This is a genomic window from Pseudozobellia thermophila, from assembly GCF_900141855.1.
GTDB classification, from domain to species: Bacteria; Bacteroidota; Bacteroidia; order Flavobacteriales; family Flavobacteriaceae; genus Pseudozobellia; species Pseudozobellia thermophila.
This window is the reverse complement of the sequence record NZ_FQYU01000002.1, coordinates 417,118-440,942: the sequence shown is the minus strand read 5'-3', so window position 1 is coordinate 440,942 and position 23,825 is coordinate 417,118. Positions and strand designations below refer to the sequence as shown.

At 48.1% G+C, this 23,825-nt stretch carries 24 protein-coding genes and 1 riboswitch; of the genes, 12 read left to right on the top strand and 12 right to left on the bottom strand.

Features of this window, described 5'->3' with window-relative positions; translation table 11 throughout:
• Positions 1-27 precede the first annotated feature (27 nt).
• Positions 28-1,560, top strand: coding sequence for a glucose-6-phosphate dehydrogenase (gene zwf / locus BUB37_RS07365; protein WP_072991106.1), 1,533 nt, complete (start codon positions 28-30; stop codon positions 1,558-1,560).
• Positions 1,561-1,605: 45 nt separating this feature from the next.
• Positions 1,606-2,331 carry a 6-phosphogluconolactonase gene (pgl, locus tag BUB37_RS07360; RefSeq protein WP_072991103.1) on the top strand — a complete coding sequence of 242 codons (726 nt, stop codon included), beginning with the start codon at positions 1,606-1,608 and terminating at the stop codon, positions 2,329-2,331.
• Here pgl and BUB37_RS07355 read toward each other — a convergent pair.
• From BUB37_RS07355 to BUB37_RS07330, 6 genes are all read right to left on the bottom strand, one after another.
• Complete coding sequence (locus BUB37_RS07355; RefSeq protein WP_072991100.1) at positions 2,312-2,857, bottom strand: acyl-CoA thioesterase; 546 nt, start codon at positions 2,855-2,857, stop codon at positions 2,312-2,314. The two genes, pgl and BUB37_RS07355, sit on opposite strands and share 20 nt — an antisense overlap.
• On the bottom strand, positions 2,854-3,222 hold the full coding sequence (locus tag BUB37_RS07350; protein ID WP_072991097.1) for a 6-phosphogluconate dehydrogenase: 369 nt from the start codon (positions 3,220-3,222) through the stop codon (positions 2,854-2,856). Before BUB37_RS07350 ends, BUB37_RS07355 begins: the two co-directional genes overlap by 4 nt.
• 44 nt (positions 3,223-3,266) lie before the next feature.
• The gene (rmuC, locus tag BUB37_RS07345; protein WP_072991094.1) at positions 3,267-4,634 is read right to left on the bottom strand and encodes a DNA recombination protein RmuC; all 1,368 of its coding nucleotides are present in this window, start codon (positions 4,632-4,634) and stop codon (positions 3,267-3,269) included.
• 65 nt (positions 4,635-4,699) lie between these two features.
• On the bottom strand, positions 4,700-5,485 hold the full coding sequence (locus tag BUB37_RS07340; protein WP_072991090.1) for an ABC transporter ATP-binding protein: 786 nt from the start codon (positions 5,483-5,485) through the stop codon (positions 4,700-4,702).
• Positions 5,485-6,516 (bottom strand): FecCD family ABC transporter permease, encoded by a 1,032-nt coding sequence (locus BUB37_RS07335; protein WP_072991087.1) that lies wholly within the window; start codon positions 6,514-6,516, stop codon positions 5,485-5,487. Before BUB37_RS07335 ends, BUB37_RS07340 begins: the two co-directional genes overlap by 1 nt.
• Positions 6,516-7,658 carry an ABC transporter substrate-binding protein gene (locus tag BUB37_RS07330; protein ID WP_094766649.1) on the bottom strand — a complete coding sequence of 381 codons (1,143 nt, stop codon included), beginning with the start codon at positions 7,656-7,658 and terminating at the stop codon, positions 6,516-6,518. Before BUB37_RS07330 ends, BUB37_RS07335 begins: the two co-directional genes overlap by 1 nt.
• Before the next feature lie 70 nt (positions 7,659-7,728).
• Positions 7,729-7,944: riboswitch (cobalamin riboswitch) on the top strand.
• 72 nt (positions 7,945-8,016) lie between these two features.
• On the opposite strand from BUB37_RS07330, the gene BUB37_RS07325 reads away from it, so the two are divergent.
• Positions 8,017-9,894, top strand: a complete 1,878-nt coding sequence (locus tag BUB37_RS07325; protein ID WP_072991084.1) for a TonB-dependent receptor plug domain-containing protein — start codon at positions 8,017-8,019, stop codon at positions 9,892-9,894.
• 8 nt (positions 9,895-9,902) lie between these two features.
• Positions 9,903-10,829, top strand: a complete 927-nt coding sequence (locus tag BUB37_RS07320) for an ABC transporter substrate-binding protein (RefSeq protein WP_072991081.1) — start codon at positions 9,903-9,905, stop codon at positions 10,827-10,829.
• A gap of 60 nt (positions 10,830-10,889) precedes the next feature.
• Here the strand turns inward: BUB37_RS07320 and BUB37_RS07315 are convergent, their stop codons facing one another.
• Positions 10,890-12,371, bottom strand: coding sequence for a S41 family peptidase (locus BUB37_RS07315; RefSeq protein WP_072991078.1), 1,482 nt, complete (start codon positions 12,369-12,371; stop codon positions 10,890-10,892).
• Positions 12,372-12,463: 92 nt separating this feature from the next.
• Positions 12,464-13,978 (bottom strand): S41 family peptidase, encoded by a 1,515-nt coding sequence (locus tag BUB37_RS07310; protein ID WP_072991056.1) that lies wholly within the window; start codon positions 13,976-13,978, stop codon positions 12,464-12,466.
• Positions 13,979-14,212: 234 nt separating this feature from the next.
• On the opposite strand from BUB37_RS07310, the gene BUB37_RS07305 reads away from it, so the two are divergent.
• From BUB37_RS07305 to BUB37_RS07280, 6 genes are all read left to right on the top strand, one after another.
• Positions 14,213-14,722: an RNA polymerase sigma factor gene (locus tag BUB37_RS07305; RefSeq protein ID WP_072991054.1), complete on the top strand. Its 510-nt coding sequence runs from the start codon at positions 14,213-14,215 to the stop codon at positions 14,720-14,722.
• Positions 14,709-15,158, top strand: coding sequence for a hypothetical protein (locus BUB37_RS07300; RefSeq protein ID WP_072991051.1), 450 nt, complete (start codon positions 14,709-14,711; stop codon positions 15,156-15,158). The genes BUB37_RS07305 and BUB37_RS07300 overlap by 14 nt, the downstream gene beginning before the upstream one ends.
• Before the next feature lie 16 nt (positions 15,159-15,174).
• Positions 15,175-15,726 carry a DUF4252 domain-containing protein gene (locus tag BUB37_RS07295; RefSeq protein ID WP_072991048.1) on the top strand — a complete coding sequence of 184 codons (552 nt, stop codon included), beginning with the start codon at positions 15,175-15,177 and terminating at the stop codon, positions 15,724-15,726.
• Between the two features lie 70 nt (positions 15,727-15,796).
• A complete protein-coding gene (locus BUB37_RS07290; protein ID WP_072991044.1) occupies positions 15,797-16,339 on the top strand; it encodes a DUF4252 domain-containing protein in 543 nt (180 codons plus the stop codon).
• 34 nt (positions 16,340-16,373) lie between these two features.
• Positions 16,374-16,913, top strand: a complete 540-nt coding sequence (locus tag BUB37_RS07285; protein WP_072991041.1) for a DUF4252 domain-containing protein — start codon at positions 16,374-16,376, stop codon at positions 16,911-16,913.
• Between the two features lie 192 nt (positions 16,914-17,105).
• Positions 17,106-17,921 (top strand): mechanosensitive ion channel family protein, encoded by an 816-nt coding sequence (locus BUB37_RS07280; RefSeq protein WP_072991038.1) that lies wholly within the window; start codon positions 17,106-17,108, stop codon positions 17,919-17,921.
• Between the two features lie 97 nt (positions 17,922-18,018).
• Here the strand turns inward: BUB37_RS07280 and purB are convergent, their stop codons facing one another.
• The 3 genes from purB to BUB37_RS07265 all read right to left on the bottom strand — a co-directional run bounded on the left by purB (position 18,019) and on the right by BUB37_RS07265 (position 20,712).
• Positions 18,019-19,362 carry an adenylosuccinate lyase gene (gene purB, locus BUB37_RS07275; RefSeq protein WP_072991035.1) on the bottom strand — a complete coding sequence of 448 codons (1,344 nt, stop codon included), beginning with the start codon at positions 19,360-19,362 and terminating at the stop codon, positions 18,019-18,021.
• Between the two features lie 87 nt (positions 19,363-19,449).
• Positions 19,450-20,010 carry an adenylosuccinate lyase gene (locus tag BUB37_RS07270; protein ID WP_072992622.1) on the bottom strand — a complete coding sequence of 187 codons (561 nt, stop codon included), beginning with the start codon at positions 20,008-20,010 and terminating at the stop codon, positions 19,450-19,452.
• A gap of 9 nt (positions 20,011-20,019) precedes the next feature.
• Positions 20,020-20,712: an SIR2 family NAD-dependent protein deacylase gene (locus BUB37_RS07265; RefSeq protein WP_072991032.1), complete on the bottom strand. Its 693-nt coding sequence runs from the start codon at positions 20,710-20,712 to the stop codon at positions 20,020-20,022.
• Positions 20,713-20,747: 35 nt separating this feature from the next.
• Between BUB37_RS07265 and BUB37_RS07260 the strand changes: the two genes are divergently transcribed.
• A complete protein-coding gene (locus BUB37_RS07260) occupies positions 20,748-21,401 on the top strand; it encodes a TrmH family RNA methyltransferase (RefSeq protein ID WP_072991029.1) in 654 nt (217 codons plus the stop codon).
• A gap of 82 nt (positions 21,402-21,483) precedes the next feature.
• The gene (locus BUB37_RS07255) at positions 21,484-22,017 is read left to right on the top strand and encodes an SRPBCC family protein (protein ID WP_072991026.1); all 534 of its coding nucleotides are present in this window, start codon (positions 21,484-21,486) and stop codon (positions 22,015-22,017) included.
• A gap of 51 nt (positions 22,018-22,068) precedes the next feature.
• Here the strand turns inward: BUB37_RS07255 and BUB37_RS07250 are convergent, their stop codons facing one another.
• Positions 22,069-23,778, bottom strand: coding sequence for an alpha-amylase family glycosyl hydrolase (locus BUB37_RS07250; protein WP_072991023.1), 1,710 nt, complete (start codon positions 23,776-23,778; stop codon positions 22,069-22,071).
• Positions 23,779-23,825: the final 47 nt, after the last annotated feature.

Sequence of the window (23,825 nt, the reverse complement as noted above, 5' to 3'; positions counted from 1 at the left end):
TTTTACCGCTTAAATTTTTCAATGGCTATGAATAAGACAGAAAATCAGATTCTTGTGATATTTGGCGCTTCGGGCGACTTGACGGCCAGAAAGCTTGTCCCGGCGTTGTTCAACCTTTACGTGGGGAAGCAGCTGGGCGAAAATTTTGTTGTTCTTGGTACCAGTCGCAGCGATATGACCGATGGCGAGTTTCGGAAAAAGGTGGTGTTGGAGAGCGCATATCTAAAGGATAAGATAAAGGGTGAGGACCAGGAGTTTGTCAATACATTCGCCGATAAGTTTTTTTACGAGGATTTAGGGGGAAGTTACGATACCGATTACAGCAAGTTAAGAAGCCGGGTCGAGGACCTGAAAAATAAATACAGGACGTCGGGAAATATCATTTACTACCTGTCGACGCCCCCGACGCTGTACGAGACCATTGCACAACGCTTGGCAGATGCGGGCATGAGTACCCAAAACCACGGCTGGAAACGTCTGATCGTCGAAAAACCCTTCGGTTACAGCTTAGAGACCGCCAAAAGGCTCAACAAGGGGTTGCAACAATTTTTTAAGGAGCACCAGATATACCGTATCGACCATTATTTGGGCAAGGAGACCGTGCAGAACCTTCTGGTTACCCGTTTTGCCAACAGCATATTCGAACCGCTCTGGAACCGAAACTACATTCACCATGTCGAAATAACCAATGCCGAACAGGTGGGCGTCGAAAAACGGGGAGGCTACTACGATAAATCCGGAGCACTTAGGGATATGTTCCAAAACCACTTGTTGCAGATCGTTTCCTTAGTGGTCATGGAACCGCCCATTAGCGATGCACCCGAAGACATTCGGAACGAAAAGGTGAAGGCACTCAAGTCTTTGCGGATCATGAAAGACGAGAAAGACCTGTTCAATAATACGATCAGGGCGCAATACACCGGTTCGGTCATCGACGGTAAGCCGGTCAAAGGATATAGGGAAGAAGAGGGCGTCGATAGTAATTCGACGACCGAGACCTATGCGGCCATTAAATTTTTTGTAGACAACTGGAGGTGGAAAGATACCCCCTTCTACGTGCGAACGGCCAAACGTATGCCGACCAAGGTTACCGAAGTGGTCATACACTTTAAAACGCCGCACCACCAGATCTTTAAAGATTCGGGGGTTCATGATAAGGACAATAAACTCATCATTCGCATCCAGCCCGACGAGGGTATTTTGATCAAGTTCGGGGTAAAGGTTCCGGGCCAGGGCTTTAAGGTAGAGCGGGCCAATTTGGATTTTTATTATTCGAGTTTGGCCGAGACGCGTGTCATGGATGCCTACGAAAGGCTTTTGTTGGATGCCATGCAAGGTGACGCGACCCTCTATGCCCGGGCCGATGAAGTAGAGGCCGCTTGGGAGTTTGTCGATCCTATCCTAAAATACTGGGAAAGTGGCAAAGACGTTAGAATGTACGGTTATGCCGCGGGCGTATGGGGGCCCGAGAACGCCGATGACCTGATCGAAGGGGTGGCCGGATGGCGAAACCCGGGCGCCAATTTGACCGATGATCCCGGTTTTTGTGTCATTTGCTAACCCCCGTCACCTTAAAACACGGTCCAAAATTAAAGTTGATACCTAATGGAATTGAAAATTTACAAAGATAAAAACGAGGTAGCCGAAGCCTTTTCCAGCTTTTTTTCAAAGCAGGTAAACGGTTCGAATGAATTTCATGTAGCCCTTTCGGGGGGGAGCACCCCCAAGATCGTCTTTGACGTACTCGCCCGGGAGTTTGGTGCTTCCATCGATTGGCGTAAGGTCCATTTTTACTGGGGAGACGAGCGTTGTGTAGCCCCTAGCGACGATCAGAGCAATTATAAAATGACGGTCGACCACCTTTTTTCCAAAATTGAGGTCCCCGAAGGAAACATCCATCGTATTAAGGGCGAGAATGCCCCAAAGGACGAGGCCGACCGCTATGCCGGGGTTTTGGAAACAAACCTGCCCAAATCAAATGGCCTCCCCCAATTTGATCTCGTAATCTTGGGTATGGGCGACGATGGCCATACCGCCTCTATCTTTCCGCATGAATTGGATCTATGGCACTCCGAAAAACTTTGTGAGGTTGCCGTACACCCCGATAGCGGACAAAAACGGGTAACCATAACAGGCTCGGTGATCAACAATGCCGAAACCGTTGCGTTTTTGGTAACCGGTGGGGGCAAGGCCGAAAAGGTCGCCGAGATACTAGGGCAAAAAGGGGGCTATCGGGAATATCCCGCAAATTTGGTGGCGCCAAAATCGGGCAAGCTCCTGTGGTTTTTAGATGAGCCGGCGGCGGCGTTGACTACTTCAGGGCAATCTTAACGTTTTCGTTTTCGAGATCGGCCAGGTACTTTTCCATCTTAAAGTATGAGCTTTCGAATTCGGTATCGCGAATAAAAGCCTCTTCTTTGCGCTTTTTGCTTCGGGCGAAGCGCCTTACGCCCTGTTCGTTTTCTAAGAGGAGGCCCGGAACGGGTATGCTGTTTCCTTTTTCATCCTTGGCCACCATGGTAAAATAGGAAGAATTGCAATGGCGTTTGGTGCCTTCGGTAATATTCTCCGACTCGACCCGAACACCTACCACCATAGAGGTGCGTCCGGTATAGTTGATGGAGGCCCTTAGGGTCAACAATTCGCCCACCTCGACAGGATGGAGAAAATCTACCCGGTTGACGGAGGCGGTTACGCAATAGCATTGTGAATGCTTTGAGGCACAGGCAAATGCAATTTGGTCCATGAGGTTGAGAATATGCCCGCCGTGGACCTTGCCCCCGAAATTGGAGTGCGAGGGCAGCATGAGTTCGGTAATCGAAACCCGCGATTCGGTAGCGCTTTTGTACTTTTTCATTGATTTCTTAAATGAGGTGATTGTTCTTGTTCTACCTTGGTGACAAAATATTTGGAGTCGCCCAACCAGAAAAAGGTGGCAAAACGTTCTACATAATGCAGTTTTACGTATTGTCCTTGGTAGTCTTGCAGCTTTTCGATGACCTCTTTGTCCTTGTCAAGAATGGAAAAGGAAAAGATTTGGGCCCCTGAGATTCCTTGGCTGATCTCTCCTTCCCAGGTTTTTACAATGACGCCCTTATGGCTTATTTTGATAAGTTCCCCCGAACGGATACCGCTGCTATAGGGAACAAAATAGATGAAGGCATAGACCAGGGCGAACAAGGCCGCGATCAGGGCCAGCGTAATGAACAACGGTTTTTTCATAATTGGGGTGTCAAGTTATTAATCGGTAGGCGATCGGGTCGACTTTATAGGTTGAGTTTTCCCGTGGTGTTCGAATCGTTTTCAATTTCCTCAAAATCGTTTTCCCGGGCCCGTTTTAAAATGGGGTCGGGAAGTGATTTTTTGGCCTTGGCCCCCATTTTTTTCAGTTTTTCGATACTGGTGACAATATTGCCCCGGCCCTCGAAAAGTTTGTTCATGGCGCCTTTATATTCGTTTTTGGCTTCATCCATTTTTTTGCCCACCTTGGTGAGGTCGGTCACGAATCCTTCGAATTTATCGTAGAGTGCACCGGCCTGCCGGGCGATTTCTATGGCATTGCGCTGCTGTTTCTCGTTGTTCCACATACTATCGATGGTACGCAAGGTGGCCAGTAGGGTAGAGGGGGTGACGATAACGATGTTCTTCTCAAAGGACTTATTGTACAGGGTGTTGTCGTTGTTGATCGCTATGGCGAACGCCGGTTCGATAGGGACGAACATCAGAACGAAATCAGGACTCTCCATCTCGTACAGGTCTTCGTATTTTTTGGACGACAATTGGTCGACGTGCTTTCTCAAGCTGTTGATATGGTCTTTGAGAAACTTTTCCTTGAGGTCGTCCTCGGCATTTACGAAACGCTCGTAGTCGGTTAGGGAAACCTTGGAGTCGACGATCATTTTCTTGCCATCGGGCAGGTTGATGATCACATCGGGGAGCACGCGGCTGCCGTCTTCCCTGGTAAAGCTCTGTTGCACCGAATATTCCCGGTCTTTTTCGAGTCCCGATTTCTCAAGTACGCGTTCGAGTACCAGTTCGCCCCAATTTCCTTGCATTTTACTGTCGCCCTTCAAGGCCCTCGTCAGGTTTTCGGCTTCCTGTGTTATTTTCAGGTTTTGGGTCTGAAGGTTCAACAACTGCTCCTTAAGCGCCGAATGTATGCTGATGTTTTCCTTTTGGCTTTCCTCGACCTTTTTTTCGAAGAGCTGGATCTTTTCGTTAAGTGGGCTAAGTATATCCTTGATGTTCTTTTCGTTACGTTCGGTAAACTTCAGGCTTTTTTCCTCTAGGATCTTGTTGGCCAGGTTTTCAAATTCCTTGGTAAATTTTTCCTGCAGTTTTTCGACCTCGAGTTTCTGTTCGCGGTTTTTGGCGTCCAAGTTTTCCAAATCGGCCTGGTAGCGAACGATCTGGTTGCTCAGTTGCTCTTTTTCTTCCTGCAAGTGCATTTTATGCTCTTCGGCATCGCGTAGCCGCTGTTCCAGTCCGGCGATATTGGCGTGCAGTTGTTGCCCGCGTTCCTCGAGGGCACTCTGCCTCGATTTTGTCTTGAGGTTTTGTATGTAATTGCCCAAAAAATAGCCTATGGCAAGGCAAATCAATGCGATGGATAGGTATGTCAAGTATTCGTTCATTTTTGTAATAGGATGTTCGAAGTAAAGATACGGGATCGGTAATAAATGGCGATAGGCTTGTGGCCTTACTTTTTTATCCGAAACGTACCGGTTTCGCCGTCGAAGGTAACGGTGTCGTCGGGAAAGATGGCTTCAAAGGCTCCTTGTTCGATCAGTTGGCAGGGCTGGCCAAAGGGATTGTCGGTACCGTTCAACAACAGCATTTTATCGCATAACTGTATGGCCATCTCTATTTCATGCGTGGTAAAGACCACGGTTTTTTGGGTCTCGTGGGCGATGGATTTCAGAAGCTTTAGAATCTGAACTTTGTGATAAAGGTCGAGATGGGTGGTAGGTTCGTCGAGCAGGATGATCGCCGTGTCTTGTGCCAGGGCCCGTGCTATCATGGCCCGTTGCAGTTGTCCGTCGCTCAGTTCGTAGCATTTTTTTTTCCGTATGGAGGCAAGCCCCAATGCGGCCAGGGCCTCTTCGGTCTTTTGCCGGTCGTCTTCGGTCAAGGTACCGATCCAATTGGTGTAGGGCTGTCTGCCCAGGGCCACCAGTTCGGCTACCGAAAGGTTCTTCGATGCCAGGGGCTCGGTAAGCACCATACTTATCTTTGAGGAAAGCTTTTGGGGCGTGTACGTGTCAAGCGGTTTTCGGTCCACTTCGATGCTCCCCGAAAGCGGGGGCTGCATGTGGGCCATGGTTCGCAGCAATGTGGACTTGCCTATACCGTTGATTCCTACAATGGCGGTCAGTTCCCCGCCATTCAAGGCAAAGTTGATGTGCCTGGCGACCTTGTTTTTTTTATAACCTATGGCAAGGTCGGTCGCAGAAAGGACGGTATGTCGACTTGTGTCTTCCTTCATTAGAAAATCATTCGCTTTTTTCGCACTAAGAGCCAGATGACCACGGGCGCACCCAAGATACTGGTAATGGCATTGATGGGCAAGACGTTTTCCGACCGGGGCAATTGGGCCACGACATCACAAAGTAAGAGCAGGATGGCCCCGTAAACCAATACGGCCGGAACGAGGATTTTGTGTTCCGTGGTACGGAATACCTGCCGGGTCAGATGGGGAACGGCCAAACCGATAAAGGCAATGGGGCCTGCAAATGCGGTTACACTGCCGGCAAGCAAGCCCGTGGCCACGATAATAAGATAACGCGATCGCTTTAAGTTGATGCCCAAGCTTTGCGCGTAGTTCTCGCCCAAAAGTAGGGTGTTCAGGCTTTTTATGGCAAAAACGCTCAAAAGGATGCCGATAAGGACACTTGTGGCCAAAAGCGCCAACTGGGGCCACGACAGGTTTCCTATGCTTCCAAACGACCAATAAACGAACTGTTGCAGCTTTTCGGCCTCGGTAAAATAGGAAAGTATGCCAACGATGGCGCCGGTCATACTTCCGAACATCAACCCGATGATCAACAGGGCCATGGTGTCCTTTACCCGCGAGGCAACCGTTACTACGGCGAGCAATACCAAAAAACTGCCCAGGCTGGCGGCAACGGCGAGGGCCGCATCGTTCAGGAACCCGAATGAGAGGATGCCCGAAAGCAGGGAAGAACCCATGATCAAAAGGGCGGCCCCCAGGCTTGCCCCCGAACTGATGCCCAGTACAAAGGGTCCGGCCAGGGGATTCCTGAAAAGGGTCTGCATCAATAGCCCGCTTAAGGCCAGGGCACTACCGGCCAACAAGGCTGTAAAGGCCTTGGGCATTCTGTAATTCCATATAATGTAATCCCAAGAGCTATTGGAGGCGGTACCACCGAAAATAACGTTTAAGGTATCTGAAAAGGGAATATGTATGGATCCCAGGCCAATATTCAACAAAAACGAACCTAGCAGTGCCAAAGCGAGAAAGGTAAAGGGCCTGCGATATGTTCCGAAGTTGTTCATTATTGCAAGGGCTTAAAGAAATGGGGGGTATAATCGGGGAGTAGCCCGGGGTGGAAAATATGGATAAGGTCCTTTAACACCAGATCTGGCCGATTGGGGGCAAGCTCGTAATACAACAGTCCGCCAGTGTCTCCCTTTGCTATTACATTGGAGTAGATTTTCCTCTTCTTAAAGGCTTCAAAGCGCGTGTAGTGCCGGTTGGCGTCTTGCATATCGGCATAGGAGGTCAGCATGGAGGGGTTTAACCAAAAATCGGCCTTTTCGGCCTTGGCCAATACCGATTCCAGGCTTACGGCAACACCTCCGGTTTCATTGTTGCCGGCCCATAGATAGGCAGCTTGGGCATCTTCGAGAAATTGGGCCATCCAGCTTTTTCCGCCCGAAACATGCCAGACATCCTTGTAAAGTCCACCGGTCAAGACCGTCGGTTTTTCGGTGGCGTTCGCGGCCAATTCCTTGGCTTGGGCATATTCTTTTTCGATACCGGCGAACAAGCTATCCGCCTTTTTTTCCAAGCCGAAAAAGGGAGCGAAAAACTTGATCCATTCGGCCTTTCCCAAGGGGGATTCCTCGGCCCAATCCCCGTTGTACACCACCGGAATATTGGATCTTTTAACGGTCTGGTAGGCCTTGTTTTGGTCATTGATCGCGAAACCTACGACCACATCCGGATTCAATTCGATCAGCATTTCGGTGTTTATCGATTCGTTGTTGCCCAGTTCCTTGACCTGCCCTGATTCGATGCGTTTTCGGGTGGCCTTTGACGAAATAAGTGCGGTGTTCGGAAAACCCACCAACCGGTCGCCGACCCCCAAAACTTCAAGTGACGGAATATGGGTGGTAGAGGTAACCACTATCTTTTCGACCGGAACGGTAACTATGGCATCGTAGGCATCGCGATCGAGGGTCGTCTGGGCCATTTTGTCTTTTGGTACCAAGGCGTAGGTATAACCCTTATCGGCACCTGGCCAAGGGGACGTAACCTTGAGTAAGGTAATATGGCCCGACTTTCGAATGCTAAAGCCCTTGGCGTGCGCAATTAAGGAGGGGCCTTCGGTTTGTAACCGGGGCAATTGTTCCTTCTTCTCGGTCTTGCAAGAGAAAAGGACTAAGAGAAGGACAATGACGAGTGCTTTGTTCAAGGTAAAGGATTTAATGTTTTCAAAAGTAGTATTATTTGATCTTTGAACTAAAAGATTAAACAAAATGTTTATTTTCGCCCTGAAATTTGGTTTCTACCGCTGTTTGGGCGGTAGGATTAAAAGGGAATCTGGTGAGAATCCAGAGCTGTTCCCGCAACTGTAAGCTTAGCCCCTTAGGGGCGGTTGCCATTTTCTTCGAATGCCACTGCAACGATGATCTGTCGTCGTGCGGGAAGGTCAATGGTAATACGCAAGTCAGGAGACCTGCCAAATTCAAACAACAAAGTGTTAAACTTTCGGGATAAAGGTTTACGTATGGGTTACACACGTACTGATCGCTCGAACAGAGATTTTTTAAATGAATAAAAATGTTTTGGGGCTTTACGCCTCTATTTTGGTGTGCGCCAATGGCGTTGCCCAACAAGGCCAAAAAGATGCTACCCAGGTTACCCAATTGCAAGAGGTGGTAGTAAGTGATTCGCGTTTTGAGTTAAAACGTGAAAATTCGGGAAAAACCGTCGTTAAAATCGATTCCGCCCAATTGCAACGGTATCAAGGAAAAAACGTTACCGAGATCATAAATACGATAAGCGGTATCGAAATTTCGGGAAGCCGGGGGCGCGAAGGTTCCGTATTCGGGGTTTATGCGCGCGGCGGAAGGGGACGTCAGGTCCTTATCCTCATCGATGGGATCCGGGTTTCTGACCCATCCTCCTTATCGGCCGACTACGATTTGCGCCTACTTTCCGCGGCCAGTATCGAATCGATTGAAATAATCAAGGGAGCCGCCAGTACCCTATACGGTACCAATGCGGCTACGGCGGTAATCAACATTACCACCAAAAAGGCCTCGAAAAAGGCCATTGCGGCCACGGTGATGTCAAGTATGGGTACCAATCAAACGGCTGACGACCAAAATTACAATATATCGAGGTCGTCGAATAGCGTGCAGGTAAGCGGTACCTTGGACAAATTTGACTATTCGGGCAGTTTTTCAAACCGATATGCCGAAGGATTGTCGGATATCATTACCGCTACCAACGAAAAGGATGGTTTTTCGCATTTTGCAACGGACCTGCGATTGGGGTATAGGTTTTCCGATAAACTGAATTTATCCGTCTATGGAAACCAGACCAAGGCCCGGACCGACTTCGACGAGTCCTTCGGTTTTTTGGATGCCCCCTATCGGTTTATAAGCAAGCAAGAACGGGTAGGACTTGCAGCCATCTATGATTACGGTAAAGGTTCGTTACAGGCCAATGCGGCATATAGCAGTTACGACTCCGACAGCCAATCGGCCTTTCCGTCGAGCTATAAAGGAAACAACTATGTGGTTGACGTATACCACAAATACAATTTCAACGATAAGTTTTATAGTATTGTCGGTCTGAACTACTTGGCCGATGAAACCGATTTTTCGTCCAAGCAGAAATTCGAGATTACCGATCCGTACGTCAACGTGGTCTACGTCACCGATTTCGGTTTGAACCTAAACGTCGGGGGGCGCTTGAACAACCATACGGAGTACGGCAGTAATTTTGTTTACAATATCAACCCCTCCTTTACGCTTAAGATGGATGGCAGCTACTTGAAGCTGCTGACCTCGTATGCGACTTCGTACATAACCCCGTCGTTAACGCAGCTGTTCGGCAATTTTGGGGCCAATCCCGACTTGAAGCCGGAGGATGACCGTACCTTGGAAGGCGGAATCGAATTCGCCCACGACGATGCCAACCTTAGGGTCAGTGCCCTTTATTTTAACAGAAAGGAAGAGAACTTCGTTTATTGGGATTTGGTCGGTAACGGCTATGCCAATGCCGAGAACACCATCGATGCCCAAGGGGTAGAGGTAGAGCTGGGGTGGAAGGCTTCCAAAAAATTGAATTTCGGGGCCAATTATACCTTTACCGAACGAAAGGGCGATAACGCCATTCGCATCCCCAAGCATAAGGTCAATGCCAATGTGGGCTATGCCCTTTCGCCGAAAACCTTTGCATCGTTGGGCTATAGCCTTACGGGCAGCAGGACGGATACCGATTTTGCATCCTATCCAACGGTCGATGTGCCCTTGGACAGTTTTTCGTTGGTAGACCTTTATTTGTCGCACGAATGCATCGACAACAAGTTGAGAATTTTCTTGAACGCGTCCAATATACTCAATGAGGAGTATACCGAGGTCTTGGGCTTTACGACTAGGGGACGCAATATTATGCTAGGGTTTAATTTAAATTTATAGGATTGAAAATGTTAAAAGTATGTTCCTTTTTGCCGGCGGTCACCCAAATGTTGTACGACATGGGCTTGGAAGATCATTTGCATGGAATTACTTTTGAATGCCCTCCCAGGGCCTTGGAGGAGAAAAAGCCGGTGGTGCGGTGCATTCTCGAAGGAAAGGAATACAGCAGTAAACAAATCGACAGGTTCTTTACCGAAAGCAAGAAACAAGGAAAAAAACTCTACTACGTCGATGAGGCCCTACTGGCCGAAATAGCTCCCGATATCATTTTTACCCAAGACATGTGCGATGTATGTCAAATCGATACCGAATGTACGGCCGCCGCAGTGGCCAACCTGGATAAGCAACCGCAGCTTATATCTATAAGTCCCAACGGGTTGGCCGATGTTTTTGACAATGCCGTAACCATAGCAAAGGCCTTGGGCAAGGAAGAGGCCGCCTACCGGTACTTGGCCGGCCTAAACCAGCGTATCGATGCTATCGTAGACCGTTTAAGGGCGGCCAAGGTGCGCCCGAAAAGGGTGTCGTTGCTCGAATGGGTCGACCCGATATACAATTGCGGGCATTGGATTCCACACCAAATCGGATATGCCGGAGGGGTTGACATGCTTTCGAACCCATCAGGAAACAGTGTCGTTACCCCTTGGGAGAAAATAAGGCAATACGATCCCGAGATTATCGTAGTTGCCCCCTGCGGTTTTAACACGAAAAGGGCGGTAAAGGAAATGTACCCTTTGTTGGACAAAAACGGATGGCCCTCATTAAAGGCCGTAAAGGAAAAAAATGTCTTTATTGCCGACTTTGATTTGTTCACCCAATCTTCGGCCAGTACCTTGGTCGACGGTATAGAGCTTTTGGCCGGTATTTTTCACGAAGAGGCCGTGTCGATACCCGAGCGGCTAAAACCGAAATACCTGAGGTTTTACGAGTATTGAAAGCACAAAAAAGGCCGGCATATTTGCCGGCCTTTTTTTGATATATCGGTTACCGTGAACTTACCACACGACCGGCAAATCCTTTACGTACATATTGTCCTTGAGTGGAGCGAACATCTTTGAAGTGGTCAAGGTCCTGGCGGGCATGGCCGTTGTAAATTGTCTCTTTGCGGAGTTTCCGGTAATTTCGTCCAGGGCCCGTGCCAACAAGGGCTCGTTTAAATCGCCGAGAATGCCCAGATTGGTAAGGTCTTCCTCCATTTCAATATCGGGAACGAGTCCCGAGGTAAAATCGGAAAAACCGTCGGCGTTCTCGTTTCTGCCCAAGAGGGGCTGTATCGCCCACTTGTTGTTGTCGTTTATTTTACCGGTCCTATCGGGACTGTACAGGTAATTATTGTCCCTATCGTCGACCATGGTTGTTGAGAACTCGTTCTTGCCCCGTGTTGTTTCGCCGATTTGGACAACATCGATATACGGGGTTAGGCCATTGATTACCAGTTCGCTTGCCGAGGCCGTGCCCGAAGTGGTCAAAATGTATACCTTGCTGAGGTTCAAAGTGTTGATTTGGGTGCCATCCCCGGTCTTGTCGGCAAAGAAACGCCTAAGGTCGGTATCGTTGTCCTCCAAGATTTTTTGATATTTATCGTTGTACCTGGCCTTAAGAAAAACCTCTTTGGTATTGGTGCCATAGATCATGCTCGAGAGCAATATGGCCGTATTGACCGAGCCTCCCGGGTTGTATCTTAAATCGAGTACCAGGTCTGTTACCCCACCCGACTTGAACCTGCCGAACACCTTGTTGAGCTCTTCGTCAAACTCGTCGGTAAAGCCCGTATACACGAGGTAGCCGACTTTGGCACCGCCGATTTCTATAATTTCATCGAGAAGGATGGGGTTTTCCTGTAGCCCTACTTCCTTGACCAGGCTTACTTCCTTATCATTGGCGACCAATTGGCCGTCTATTATATCGGCCATGTTCAGCGTATAGCTATCGCTATCACCGAAGAGAAGGGAAACATAGTTGGTATCGGTCAACGAGGTACCATCGACCCCGATAAAGATATCACCGCGTTCGATGTCCTTTTCCGAGGCATCGGAACCGGGTACGATGTACTGCACGTAACCAAAAATATCACTGCTGTTTTTTATCCGTACAAGACCGAATATCAATCCGTTGCTCTTTGATATGCCCGACAATGACTGGGTCAGGGTAACGTAATCGTCGGAGTAGAAGCTAAACCGGTCTTCGCTATATAGCAATTGATTGTCGAAGAATTTGCCCGGGTCGCTCTCCGAGGCCAAAAATTCGGTGTAGGCCCGGGAGCCTTCCTCGGTATCTGGAAACTTGGTGTCGGAAAGGTTTTCGACATCGGCTTGCCAGAAATACCAAAAATTCATGGCCTTCCACATAAAATCCTGTACGTGCACGCCTGCTTCGGGATCGGGATCAACCGTGTCCGGGATGGAAAAATCATCATCGGATACACACGACACAAAAAGTAGTAGGGACAGTAGTATTCCCGTTGAGAATTTTTTCATCAATTAAGTTTTATAATACAAAGTACTTGAGTAAGAAGATAAATCGCCTCCATATTGTCCAACGTAAAACCAACCGTATTATTCTCAGTGGCTTAGTTAAAGTTTTTTAACAATCCGTCCATAAACATATTGTCTTTCGTCGGGCGGAACATTTTTGAATTCGTCAAGTAATTGGCCGGATAGGGCTGCGATAGGCTACGCTTGGCCGTTTCACCCGATATTACGGATAGGGTAAGGGCCAAGAGGGGTTCGTTCTCATCGCCTAGGATGCCTAAATTCTCAATGTCCTCGTCTAAGAGGTAATCGGGAACGAGTCCGTCGGTATAATCGGAGAAGCCATCGGCGTTCTCGTTTCTTCCCAAAAGGGGCTGTAGTCCCCAAAGATTGTCGGGGTTGATCTGGCTCTCCCTTTCGGCGTTGTATATGAAGGCCCCTTCGGGGTCGTCGACAAATGTGTTTGAGAATTCGTTTTTGCCTACCGTGGTGCCACCGATCTGAACAACATCGATATAGGGCTCAAGACCGTTGATCACCAACTCGCTCGCCGAAGCGGTATTGTCGCTGGTAATCACATAAACCCTTGAAAGTCCCAGTACGTTTATGGGCGTATTGCTATCAAAGGTAGTGTCGGTAAAATTATCGGGCGTTCCGAATTGCTCCTGCAGTTTGTCGTTAAAGCGTGGCCTGATGAAAACTTCATCGGTATGGGCCCCGTATATCGAACTGGCTATTTGAATGGCCGAAGAGACTCTTCCGCCCGGATTGTATCGAAAATCCAAGATCAGCTCATCGATGTTCTCGGATTTGAACGTGCCGAACACTTCGTTTAACTGGTCGTCGTAGGCGGCTAAAAAGCTGTTGTACATTAGGTAGCCGATCTTGAGGCCGTTCTGTTCAATGATTTTATTGATCAAAATGGGGTTTTCCGAAAAGTTTTCGACCTTGGTCAAGGTAACCTCGTTGCCGTTGTTCACAATATTGTTGTTGTCGAATTCGGCCATGTTCAGGGTGTAGGAGGTGTCTTCCCCGAAAAGTAAGTCGATATAGTTATTAATGTTCAACGCTTGGCCGTTTACCCCGGTAAAAACATCACCGCGCTCGATATCCTTATCGGAGGCGTCCGAATCGGGCATTATGTAAGTAACCACCCCGTAAACACTGGAGAGGTCGTTTGCCAAATATAGGTTGAATTCCACGCCGTTGCTGCTCGAAATGCCCTGAAGGGAATTAAGCAAGTCGCGATAGTCGGCAACAGCCCCGCTAAACCGGTCGATGGCACTTTCCTCGCCCACGGAATTAACGTGATTGTTGCAGAGCGAATTGTAGAAAAAGTCGGACGGGTCGCTGCCTGAGGCCAAAAAATCGATGAAATCTGGGTCGTTAGGCCCGCTAAACTTATTGTCGGCCAGGTTGGCCACGTCGCCCTGCCAAAAATAGAAGGTGTTCATCACCTGCCACATAAAATATTGGGTGGGATAGTCTTCGGCCGTTGCAGCGGCCTGTTCTTCCTGTGGCTCCTCAATATCCGGAATGATGTTGTCATCGGACGAACAAGCGACAAAAAACAGGATTGTACCAATGTATAGGGGTATAAAGAACTTTTTCATAGACTTTTTTTTGAGATATGAAACATCAATCAATTATTGTTCCATAAAAACGAAGGGATTTTTCGGGGGTTACTATTGATTATGTGCATACATACGCAAAAAACTTTGCTTATGGTTGACCAAATTACTTACATTATAAAAAATATAAAAGTATAATGTAACAAATATGATGGAGGTTCGTCTTCCTTGTGTAGACCGTTCATCAGGTGTGCGATAAACAAGTCGATCAAAAAAATGCAACAGTCGGATTTTTTAAAAATGGTGACACCCTTTCAGGATAAACTGTATCGGATGGCCAAGCGGCTATTGGTTTCGCGCGAAGAGGCCGAAGACGCCACCCAAGAGGTTCTCTTGAAACTATGGTCGAAAAAAAAAACCATAGGCTCGTATAGGAACATTGAGGCCTTTGCCATGACCATGACGAAAAATTTCTGTCTGGACCGGCTCAAGTCGAAACAGGCCGGGAATTTAAAACTGGTACACAGTAATTATCAAGAAGGCGGTACTTCGCTTCAAAAACAAGTGGAGGCCGTGGACAGTGTAGACTGGGTGCGGAAAATAATGGAGGAGTTGCCCGAGCAACAGAAAATGGTCTTGCAGCTCAGGGATATCGAGGAGTACGACTATGATGAAATAGCGGAAATGTTGGAAATGAAACCAACGGCGGTACGTGTGGCCCTGTCGAGGGCCCGAAAAGCGGTACGTGAAAAGTTAATGGAAAAACATAATTATGGAATTGGATAATATAGAACGGTTATTGGAAAAGTATTTTGAGGCCAAGACCACGGTCGCGGAAGAAAAAGTCTTGCGAGCCTATTTTTCGCAAGAGAAGGTGGCGGCCCATTTGGAGGTGTACAGGCCCATGTTCGGATATTTTTCCCAAGGGAAAACCGAACAGTTTACAAAGGAATTGCCCTTAAAGGAGACCTCCAAGGGGCTTTTTAGACGCCTCTATCCCTGGCTTTCGGTCGCGGCCGTAACCGTCCTGATGATCGGGGTCTATTTTGGCAAAAAACGTTACGACCAACAACAGCTGGAAAAGGAAAAAGCCCAATATGCCTATCAGGAAACGAAAAAGGCCCTTTCGCTACTGGCCGATAATTTTAGTAGAGGTACGGAGAAAGTGGCTTATTTGAACGAATTCGTTGAAGCGAAGGAAAAAATTTATAACAAGAATTAAATCAAAACCCGAAAAAATGAAAAAGATACTATTTGTAATGCTTATGGCGGCCATGCCTGTAGTGGGGACCTCGCAGTCCTTGTTCGATAAGTATGAAGATTTGGATAACGTGAGTGCGGTTGTGGTCAACAAAAGCATGTTCAACCTGCTTACCAAGATCGATGTAGAGGTAGACGACCCCGAAGCCCAAGACTTTATGGATATTGCCAAAAGCCTTAACAACCTAAAGGTGTTTATCACCGAAGATAGGGCCGTTGCCGCCGACATGAAAGTCTCGGTAGAGAAGTATTTGAAATCGAGCAACCTAGAGGAGCTGATGCGCGTTAAGGACAAAGACGCCAACGTCAAGTTTTATATACGCAGCGGTAAAGACGACGACCACGTCAGCGAACTGCTCATGTTCGTTACCGGGATACAGAATGCCGATATCGACGTTAACGGTCGAAAGTTGGAGACCGTTCTTTTATCGCTAACGGGCGATATCGACCTGAACAAAATAGGGTCCTTGACCAAAAAAATGAACCTTCCCGAAGAACTGAACGAAGCGGGAAAAAGGGGTAACAGGTAAGTAAGGAACGCTTGCGTTCAAAACGATACGATCATAATATTTTATTCATCAATCAATTAAATCAACAGTCATGAGAAAACTAAGTGTAGTATTAGCCATTGTTTTAATGCCCTTATTGGGTAGGTCTCAATCCATTTTTGAAAAATATGAGGACATGGACCACGTGGCTTCGGTTACCGTAAATCGAAGCTTGATCAGGTTGGCGGGCAATGTGGCCGCCTTTGACCGGGATAATCAAGAGGCCCAGGATTTTGCCGAAATATCAAAGGGACTTGACGGTATTAAGGTGTTTATCACCGAAGACGCAAGTATCTCGCGGGATATGCAGAGAACGGTGGACAAGTACCTGAAATCATCTTCGATGGAAGAGCTGATGCGGGTCAAGGACAAGGAGGCCAACGTCAAATTTTATATCAGGCAAGGGCGGGATGAAGACCATGTAAACGAGTTGCTTCTTTTCGTATCCGACATCAACAATGAAGACCTTGAAATCGGAAACAGAAAGTTTGAAAGTGTTCTGGTGTCCTTGACCGGCGATATCGATTTAAAGAAAATAGCGGCCCTTACCAAGGGTATGGACCTTCCCGAGGAATTGAACAAGGCCGGCAAGTAGCCCGCCGATCACAGACCCTATAAAACCAGGAACAATGAAAACAATAAAATTCACGGCCTGCCTAATTGTTTTGGCCCTTGCAAGCGCATGTTCCCCGACCCGGAGTTTGCAGGAATACTATGTCGATAATTCGGAGAACCCCAATTTTATGGCCTTGGATTTACCGGTAAGCCTGTTGAACATCGAGAGGGCAGGTCTGACCGAGGCCGAAAGGGAGGCTTTGGGGGCATTGAGAAAGCTCAATGTACTGGCCTTTAAAAAGACGCCTGACAACCAGGCCGAGTTCCTAACGGAAAAGACCAAGGTCAAGTCGATTTTACGCGATAGCAAGTTTGTCGAGCTCATGAAGATCAATACGGGTTACGGCAAGGCCACCATAAAGTACCTAGGCGATGAAAATGCGATAGATGAGGTGGTCATCTACGGGGATAACGATGACAAGGGCTTTCTTTTGGTCCGGGTTTTGGGAGAGAACATGAATCCGGCCAAAATGATCCAGTTTCTGCAGGCCTTGGAAAAATCCGATTACAAGGGAGAAGGTTTGGGCCCATTGGGTGAGTTGCTCAAGGGCTAAGGCCTTGGTTACGATTATAAAACCCGTTTCGACAACATTGTCGGAACGGGTTTCTTTATGCCTTTTTCGGACGGGCTGGCCCCAATTATCCTTCCAAGACGACATATCCCAGTAATAATCTGTATTGGTATAGGGGGCTTAAGAATGAATTTTTTAACTTAGGGCCTTAACACTAACTAAAATTATTTAACTATGGAACAAGCAGAAGTTTGGATGAACAAAGGAATCGATTTTGCCGTTGAATACGGCCCTAAGGTACTTGGGGCCATTTTAATATACATTATCGGTTCTTGGGTCATTAAAAGTGTACTCAAGGGAGTGCGGAAAGTTATGGCCAAGGGCAGTTACGACGAATCGTTGCAGCGGTTTTTGGCGAATATGCTTTCGTGGGCGTTAAAGGTGCTGTTGGTAATCGTGGTCATCTCTACCTTAGGGGTGAACGTAACTACCTTCGCGGCGATTATCGGTGCGGCCGGTTTGGCCGTGGGGCTTGCGCTTCAGGGCTCTTTGGCCAATTTTGCCGGAGGGGTATTGATCATGATCTTTAAGCCCTATCGAATAGGGGACTTGATCGAGGCCCAGGGAGTTTTGGGTTCGGTGAAGGAAATTGAGATTTTTACCACCAAGTTGATCACGCCTCAGAACAAATTGGCGATCGTGCCCAACGGGGCCATGGCCAATGGCAATATCGTCAATTATACCGCCGAGGGAAAAATGAGGGTCGATACCACCGTGGGAGTAGGCTATGATGAGGATATCAAAAAGACCAAGGAAGTACTCCTTGAAGTACTCACCTCGAACCCCAAGGTCTTAAAAGATCCCGCCCCATCGGTCAACGTATCGGAGTTGGGCGACAGCTCGGTCAACTTTGCCGTAAGGCCCTATTGCAAACCTGAAGATTATTGGGATGTTTATTTTGGTACGATAGAGGGATGCAAGCTTGCCCTTGATAAGGCCGGAATCGAAATTCCTTACCCACATCAAGTGGAAATCCAAAGAAAGGGCTGATTTCCTTTTTGGACGAACGAAAAGAAAAAGCTTCCCTAGGGAAGCTTTTTTTGTTAAGGCACAAGGCTTGGCTTTTGTCGAAGCCTTTCAATAGGGGTCAAATACCCGTGTAATTGCTTGGGGTAATGGCCTTTAATTCTTTTTTTATGGTATCCGCTACCTCAAGGGTATCGATAAAACTGGCAATAGACGACCGGTTGATGGCCTCATTGGTACGGGTCAAGCCCTTGAGGGCCTCGTAGGGGTTGGGATAGCCCTCGCGCCTCAGGATGGTTTGAATGGCCTCGGCGACAACGGCCCAATTGTTCTCAAGATCCTTTTCGAACTTTTCCTTGTTCAGCAATAGTTTGTTCAACCCTTTTAGGGTCGATTGAAAGGCGATTACCGTGTGGGCGAAGGGCACGCCGACATTTCTTAGTACCGTACTATCGGTAAGGTCGCGCTGAAGTCGCGAAACGGGTAGCTTTGCCGACAAGTGCTCGAAGATGGCATTGGCTATGCCCAGATTTCCTTCTGAATTTTCAAAATCTATCGGGTTGACCTTGTGCGGCATGGCCGAGGATCCGACTTCCCCCTTTTTGATTTTTTGCTTGAAGTAATCCATGGAAACGTAGGTCCAAAAATCCCTATCGAGATCAAGGATAATGGTATTGATCCGCTTCAAGGTATCGAACAGTGCGGCCATATGGTCGTAGTGCTCAATTTGCGTCGTCGGAAAGGAATGGTGCAGGCCTAGTTTTTGTTGAACGAAATTTTTACCGAAAGCCTTCCAATCTATGTCGGGATAGGCCACTTTGTGGGCATTGTAATTTCCCGTGGCTCCCCCAAATTTGGCGGCACTGGGTATATCGTTCAATAGGTTGAACTGCTCTTTAAGGCGTTCGATAAAGACCTCTACCTCCTTGCCCAATCGGGTAGGGGATGCTGGTTGCCCATGGGTTCGGGCCAACATGGGTATATCGGCCCATTCCGAGGCGAGTTCCCTCAGTTTGTCCAATACCTCGAGATAGGCGGGTACGTATACCTCGTTCATGGCCTCCTTAATGGAAAGGGGAATGGCCGTATTGTTGATGTCTTGCGAGGTGAGTCCGAAATGGATAAATTCCTTGAAATCGGATAGTCCGAGTTTGTCGAAAGCCTGTTTTATGAAGTATTCCACCGCCTTGACATCGTGGTTGGTCACCTTTTCGATTTCCTTGATCTCTTGGGCGTCCTTGGCGTCGAAGTTTTGGTAGATTTCCCTTAGGGCCCCAAACTTGTCCTTGTCGAAATCGACCAATTGTGGCAAGGGCACTTCGCACAGGGCGATAAAGTACTCGATTTCTACACGTACCCTGTACCTGATAAGGGCCTGCTCTGAAAAATAGGGGGAAAGGGATTCTGTTTTACTTCGGTACCGCCCATCAATGGGTGAAATAGCGTTCAAGACATTTAGCGACATACTTTTGATAAGGTATTGAAATTTGAAAAAGGCAAAGATATCATAAGATGTGGATTTTAGGGGCGATTTGGGTCAGAAAAACGACGATTATTTGAGTTGGGCCAAGGTGTGCCTGGCCCGGGCTTTGTAGGCGGCACTTCCATTTGCGTAGTTCTGCTCGATAACCATTTTCAATTCGGGCCATATCCAGGCATATTTTGAACCCAAGAGCAATAGGCTGGTCATCGAATAGGCCTTGGCTGCCACCTTGTGCTCCCCGATCAGCCAGTCGAAGCAGGTGTTTGTAATCAGTTCGAGGTGCCGGTCGGTCAGTGCTTTTTGAATTTTGTTTTCGGAGTTCGAAAAATAGGCCTTGGTCAGGTACTCGCAAATTTTGGCCATGGGCCTTACGGCCGAATCGAAACGCACCTGACCGATGTGGGCCGTAAAAAGGTCTAAATGGGGGATGATACAGTCGAGGTTTTCCTTGGCGGTGAATTCGAGCACCCAGCTTGCCCGGCTCGATATGGGATCGTCAAAAGTAAAGGCTATCTCCATCAAGGGGGCGACCAAATCGGGTCGTGACAAGATCAGCGAGGACATTTCGGCGCGTTTTTCTCGCGAATGGTCCACGTGGTCCAATACTTGGTAAAGTTCTTCCTTCCCCACCACTGATTATTATTGGCCGTTCAGTAATTTACGAACGAGTTCGGGAACGCCCTCGGCCGCTTTTTGGGGCAGTATGGTCAGGTCGTTAAAATCGTTGCCAGATACACTGGGTCTCGGGTCGATAAAGTAAATGGGGGTTCCGCTAGGGGCGTAATTGACCAAACCTGCCGCAGGGTATACCTGCATAGAGGTACCTATGATGATCAAAATGTCGGAGGTGGAGGTGATTTGCACCGCTTTTTCGAGCATGGGCACCTCTTCACCGAACCAAACGATGTGGGGACGCAGTTGATGGCCCTTTTCACATAGATCCCCTAGTTTGAGGTCGTTTTTCCACTCCAGCACGATCGAATCGTCGCCGGTACTGCGGACTTTAAGTAATTCTCCGTGCAAATGCACCACCTTGGTGCTTCCGGCGCGTTCGTGCAAATCGTCCACATTTTGGGTTATAATGGTGACATCGTATTCCCTTTCCAGTTCCGCCAAGGCCAAATGGGCTTTGTTGGGCCGTACTTGGTGCAGTTGACGGCGCCTTTGGTTGTAGAATTCGAGCACCAGTCCGGGATTGCGGTAAAAACCTTGTGGTGAGGCAACCTCCATAACATCATGGCCTTCCCAGAGTCCGCCTGCATCCCTGAAGGTATTGATGCCACTTTCGGCACTTACCCCGGCACCCGTCAAAACCGTAACCTTTTTCTTCATGACCATAAAAATAGAGTTTTTATTAATTTAGGCGCATGGATGATAAACAACTTCTTGACTATTTAGAGGGATTTATTACCGAAGAACGCAAACTCCGATTTTCGGAAATCCTTCAGGAGCGCACCAAGTTCTTGACTGTGGCCATGGAAGACGTCTACCAAATGCACAATACCAGTGCCGTTATAAGGAGCTGTGATGTCTTTGGCATTCAAGAGGCCCATGTCATCGAGAACCGTTTTGGTAAGCGTCTCGATAAGAACATTGCCATGGGGGCCCAGCAATGGGTCGATGTACACCGCTACGGGACGACATCGCAGTGCATCGATAGCCTTAAGGCGAAGGGGTACAGGGTCGTCGCCACTTCACCCCATAACGATTCGTGCTATCTGGAGGATTTCAAGATCCAGGGCAAAACCGCCTTCTTGTTCGGAACCGAAAAGGAAGGCTTGAGCGAGGAGGCCCTGCAAAAAAGCGACGGATTTCTCAAAATACCCATGTTGGGCTTTACCGAAAGCCTCAATATTTCGGTATCCGCCGCCATTATTTTGCAGCACCTGACCACCGAACTCAGAAAAACTCCCTTCGATTGGAGGCTCACCGAAGGGGAAAAGCTTGAAAAAAGGCTGGATTGGACCAAGAAATCGATCAAGAGCATCGATAAGATACTTGCACGGTTGCAGGAGGTATAGACAGGGTATTTCCCGGGAAGAAACGGCGAAGCTAACTGAATTTTTTGTACATTTATAAGTAGTCGCCAATCCCTTTGATAACATGTATATAGCCCTCTACATCGTCTTAGGACTTGTTGTCCTATTTATACTGCTCTATAGTATTGCCCCCAAAACCTATATGGTATCAAGATCCATTGACATATCGAGGCCAAAATCGGAGGTCTTCGATTATCTAAGGTCGCTGAAAAGAATGGATGAATGGTCGCCATGGGCCAAAAAAGACCCGAAGATGGAAAAGAAATTCAGCGGGACCGACGGTGAGGTAGGTGCCGTAAGCTATTGGAAAGGTAACAAGGATGTAGGGGAGGGGGAGCAGGAGATTACCGACATAATCGAAGGCGAACGCATCGAGACCGAGCTGCGGTTTTTAAAACCATGGGAGTCTACCTCTGATTGTTTTTTACAGTTGGACGAGGTGGACGACAACAAAACAAGGGTTACTTGGGGCTTTGCGGGAAAGCATAAGTTTCCTATGAATATTATGATGCTTTTTATGAGCATGGACAAGGCGGTGGGAAAGGACTTTGAATCGGGCCTGGCGAATTTGAAAGCCGTAATGGAAAGCCGGGCATAGGTCCCTCTCGATCCTTATATGGAAAAAGGCCTTGTTCGCAATGCCCCGGGGTTATGGCACGAGCTCAAGTAGGGCCGTGTCAAAATCGTTTTCGAGCACCACACGGCCTTTTTCCACGGTAACCCTTGTTTCGGAGTAGGTGTCGAAGAGTTGGGTGCCATCCCCAAAGAAACCTTTTACCGATAGTGATTTCTTTCCCTTGGGCAGATCCAAGCCCACGACCACTTTGTCCTTGTATCCCTCCTTCACATAGGTCCTGCTGAACACATAGGGCTCCGAGGAAAGCTTTTTATGCCTTCCGGCGCCAATGGCCAAATGGTTTTTTCTAAAGCTTCCCAGTTTTTGCCAATGCTTGAGAATTTCCTGCTTTTGCGGAATGCTGTCGAGTTCGTCCCAATTCATAAAGGAACGAAGGGAGGCATCGCCCTGAACGGGGTGGTCGACGGAGCCCTTTACGGTCAGGTCGCGGGCCGTTTCGTCGCCATAATAAATCTGTGAGGCCCCTGGTGCGAGCAAAAGAATGTTGGCGGCCCTTCTGGGGTCGGTACGTTCCATGTCAAAGGAATTGGCGTCGTCGTGCGAGGTAAGATAGTTGACGACACTCTTCCCTTTGAGGTCGGAATATAGCTTTTTGTAGTAGTTGTCGAAAACCTGTTCATATCCTTTCCGGGCATCTGTTTTGAGGTCGAAATTGATCAGGCTTTTGAACCCATGGGCAAAATAATCTACTTTCTTATCCCCGAAATCATAGGTCCTTCCGTTCGAGATGCCGTAGCCGTATACCTCTCCGACCATAAAGAAATCTTGGTCGTCCAGTACTCTGTCCGGATGCATTTTTTTCCAAGTCTGAAAGGCATAGTTGGCCTGCCTGTACAGTTCTGACCATACGTTTTCCTCTACGTGTTTGGCCGTATCGACCCTAAAACCGTCAATACCTAGGTGGCTTACATAGTCGGTTAGCCATTTTATCAGGTAATATCGCGGCGCCCTCGGGTAACCGGTACGTTCAAAAAACAACTGTAGCTCGTCGAGCTCCTGGCTAAGCCTGCCTTCGCTTTTCCATTTCGCCAACAAGGCATCGGGCAGTTCAACGGGCTGGTCCGATTCCGTACGGATGTCGGGCAGGTTCTCCACCAAGGTGCATTTGGTGGTGTTTCCGTAATTCGTAAAATCGCATGTCGGGGAGGTCCGAACCCATTCTTCGGGCCAGACGGGATCTTGGGGGGTTACCGGTCCGGTATGGTTCATAACCACGTCCATCAGCACGCGAATACCGTTTTCGTGGGCGGTTTTGACCATGGTGGCAAGTTCTTTTTTGGTGCCAAAATTGGGGTCTAAGGTGGTCCAATCCTTGGCCCAATAACCGTGATAGCCGTAAGTGTTGCCCGTGCCTTCGTCGGTCGCCCCGTGAATTTGTTCCACAACGGGGGAAAACCAAATGACGTTAACCCCTAGGTCGTTAAAGTAGCCTTCCTTTATCTTCTGGGTGATCCCCGCAAGGTCGCCGCCCATAAACCCCCGTAAGGGGCCTGTGGGGCCACTTCTTTCGAAATTCACGTCGTTGTGGGTATTCCCGTTGTTGAAACGATCGGTAAGTAGGAAGTAAATGTTGGCCGCTTCCCAAGCAAAGGGAACCTTTTTTAGGGTGTCTATTCCCGACTCGTTTACGGTTGTTGTATTATCCTCGACCGGTTCTTTTTTCTGTTCGACACATCCGGCGACCAAGAATAAGAAACTTACCGCAGCGAACAGTTTTTTCATAGACTTCTATTTTGTCTAAAGCTATAAAATGCATCGGGGAAATCAAA

Coding starts and splice junctions, on each gene's coding strand:
- BUB37_RS07295 (WP_072991048.1), top strand. CDS start 15,175: ATGAAAAAGATACTATTTGTAATGCTTATGGCGGCCATGCCTGTAGTG.
- BUB37_RS07340 (WP_072991090.1), bottom strand. CDS start 5,485: ATGAAGGAAGACACAAGTCGACATACCGTCCTTTCTGCGACCGACCTT.
- BUB37_RS07320 (WP_072991081.1), top strand. CDS start 9,903: ATGTTAAAAGTATGTTCCTTTTTGCCGGCGGTCACCCAAATGTTGTAC.
- rmuC (WP_072991094.1), bottom strand. CDS start 4,634: ATGAACGAATACTTGACATACCTATCCATCGCATTGATTTGCCTTGCC.
- BUB37_RS07350 (WP_072991097.1), bottom strand. CDS start 3,222: ATGAAAAAACCGTTGTTCATTACGCTGGCCCTGATCGCGGCCTTGTTC.
- BUB37_RS07300 (WP_072991051.1), top strand. CDS start 14,709: ATGGAATTGGATAATATAGAACGGTTATTGGAAAAGTATTTTGAGGCC.
- BUB37_RS07315 (WP_072991078.1), bottom strand. CDS start 12,371: ATGAAAAAATTCTCAACGGGAATACTACTGTCCCTACTACTTTTTGTG.
- BUB37_RS07355 (WP_072991100.1), bottom strand. CDS start 2,857: ATGAAAAAGTACAAAAGCGCTACCGAATCGCGGGTTTCGATTACCGAA.
- BUB37_RS07250 (WP_072991023.1), bottom strand. CDS start 23,778: ATGAAAAAACTGTTCGCTGCGGTAAGTTTCTTATTCTTGGTCGCCGGA.
- BUB37_RS07290 (WP_072991044.1), top strand. CDS start 15,797: ATGAGAAAACTAAGTGTAGTATTAGCCATTGTTTTAATGCCCTTATTG.
- BUB37_RS07265 (WP_072991032.1), bottom strand. CDS start 20,712: ATGAAGAAAAAGGTTACGGTTTTGACGGGTGCCGGGGTAAGTGCCGAA.
- BUB37_RS07280 (WP_072991038.1), top strand. CDS start 17,106: ATGGAACAAGCAGAAGTTTGGATGAACAAAGGAATCGATTTTGCCGTT.
- pgl (WP_072991103.1), top strand. CDS start 1,606: ATGGAATTGAAAATTTACAAAGATAAAAACGAGGTAGCCGAAGCCTTT.
- BUB37_RS07285 (WP_072991041.1), top strand. CDS start 16,374: ATGAAAACAATAAAATTCACGGCCTGCCTAATTGTTTTGGCCCTTGCA.
- BUB37_RS07260 (WP_072991029.1), top strand. CDS start 20,748: ATGGATGATAAACAACTTCTTGACTATTTAGAGGGATTTATTACCGAA.
- purB (WP_072991035.1), bottom strand. CDS start 19,362: ATGTCGCTAAATGTCTTGAACGCTATTTCACCCATTGATGGGCGGTAC.
- zwf (WP_072991106.1), top strand. CDS start 28: ATGAATAAGACAGAAAATCAGATTCTTGTGATATTTGGCGCTTCGGGC.
- BUB37_RS07305 (WP_072991054.1), top strand. CDS start 14,213: ATGCAACAGTCGGATTTTTTAAAAATGGTGACACCCTTTCAGGATAAA.
- BUB37_RS07310 (WP_072991056.1), bottom strand. CDS start 13,978: ATGAAAAAGTTCTTTATACCCCTATACATTGGTACAATCCTGTTTTTT.
- BUB37_RS07335 (WP_072991087.1), bottom strand. CDS start 6,516: ATGAACAACTTCGGAACATATCGCAGGCCCTTTACCTTTCTCGCTTTG.
- BUB37_RS07325 (WP_072991084.1), top strand. CDS start 8,017: ATGAATAAAAATGTTTTGGGGCTTTACGCCTCTATTTTGGTGTGCGCC.
- BUB37_RS07255 (WP_072991026.1), top strand. CDS start 21,484: ATGTATATAGCCCTCTACATCGTCTTAGGACTTGTTGTCCTATTTATA.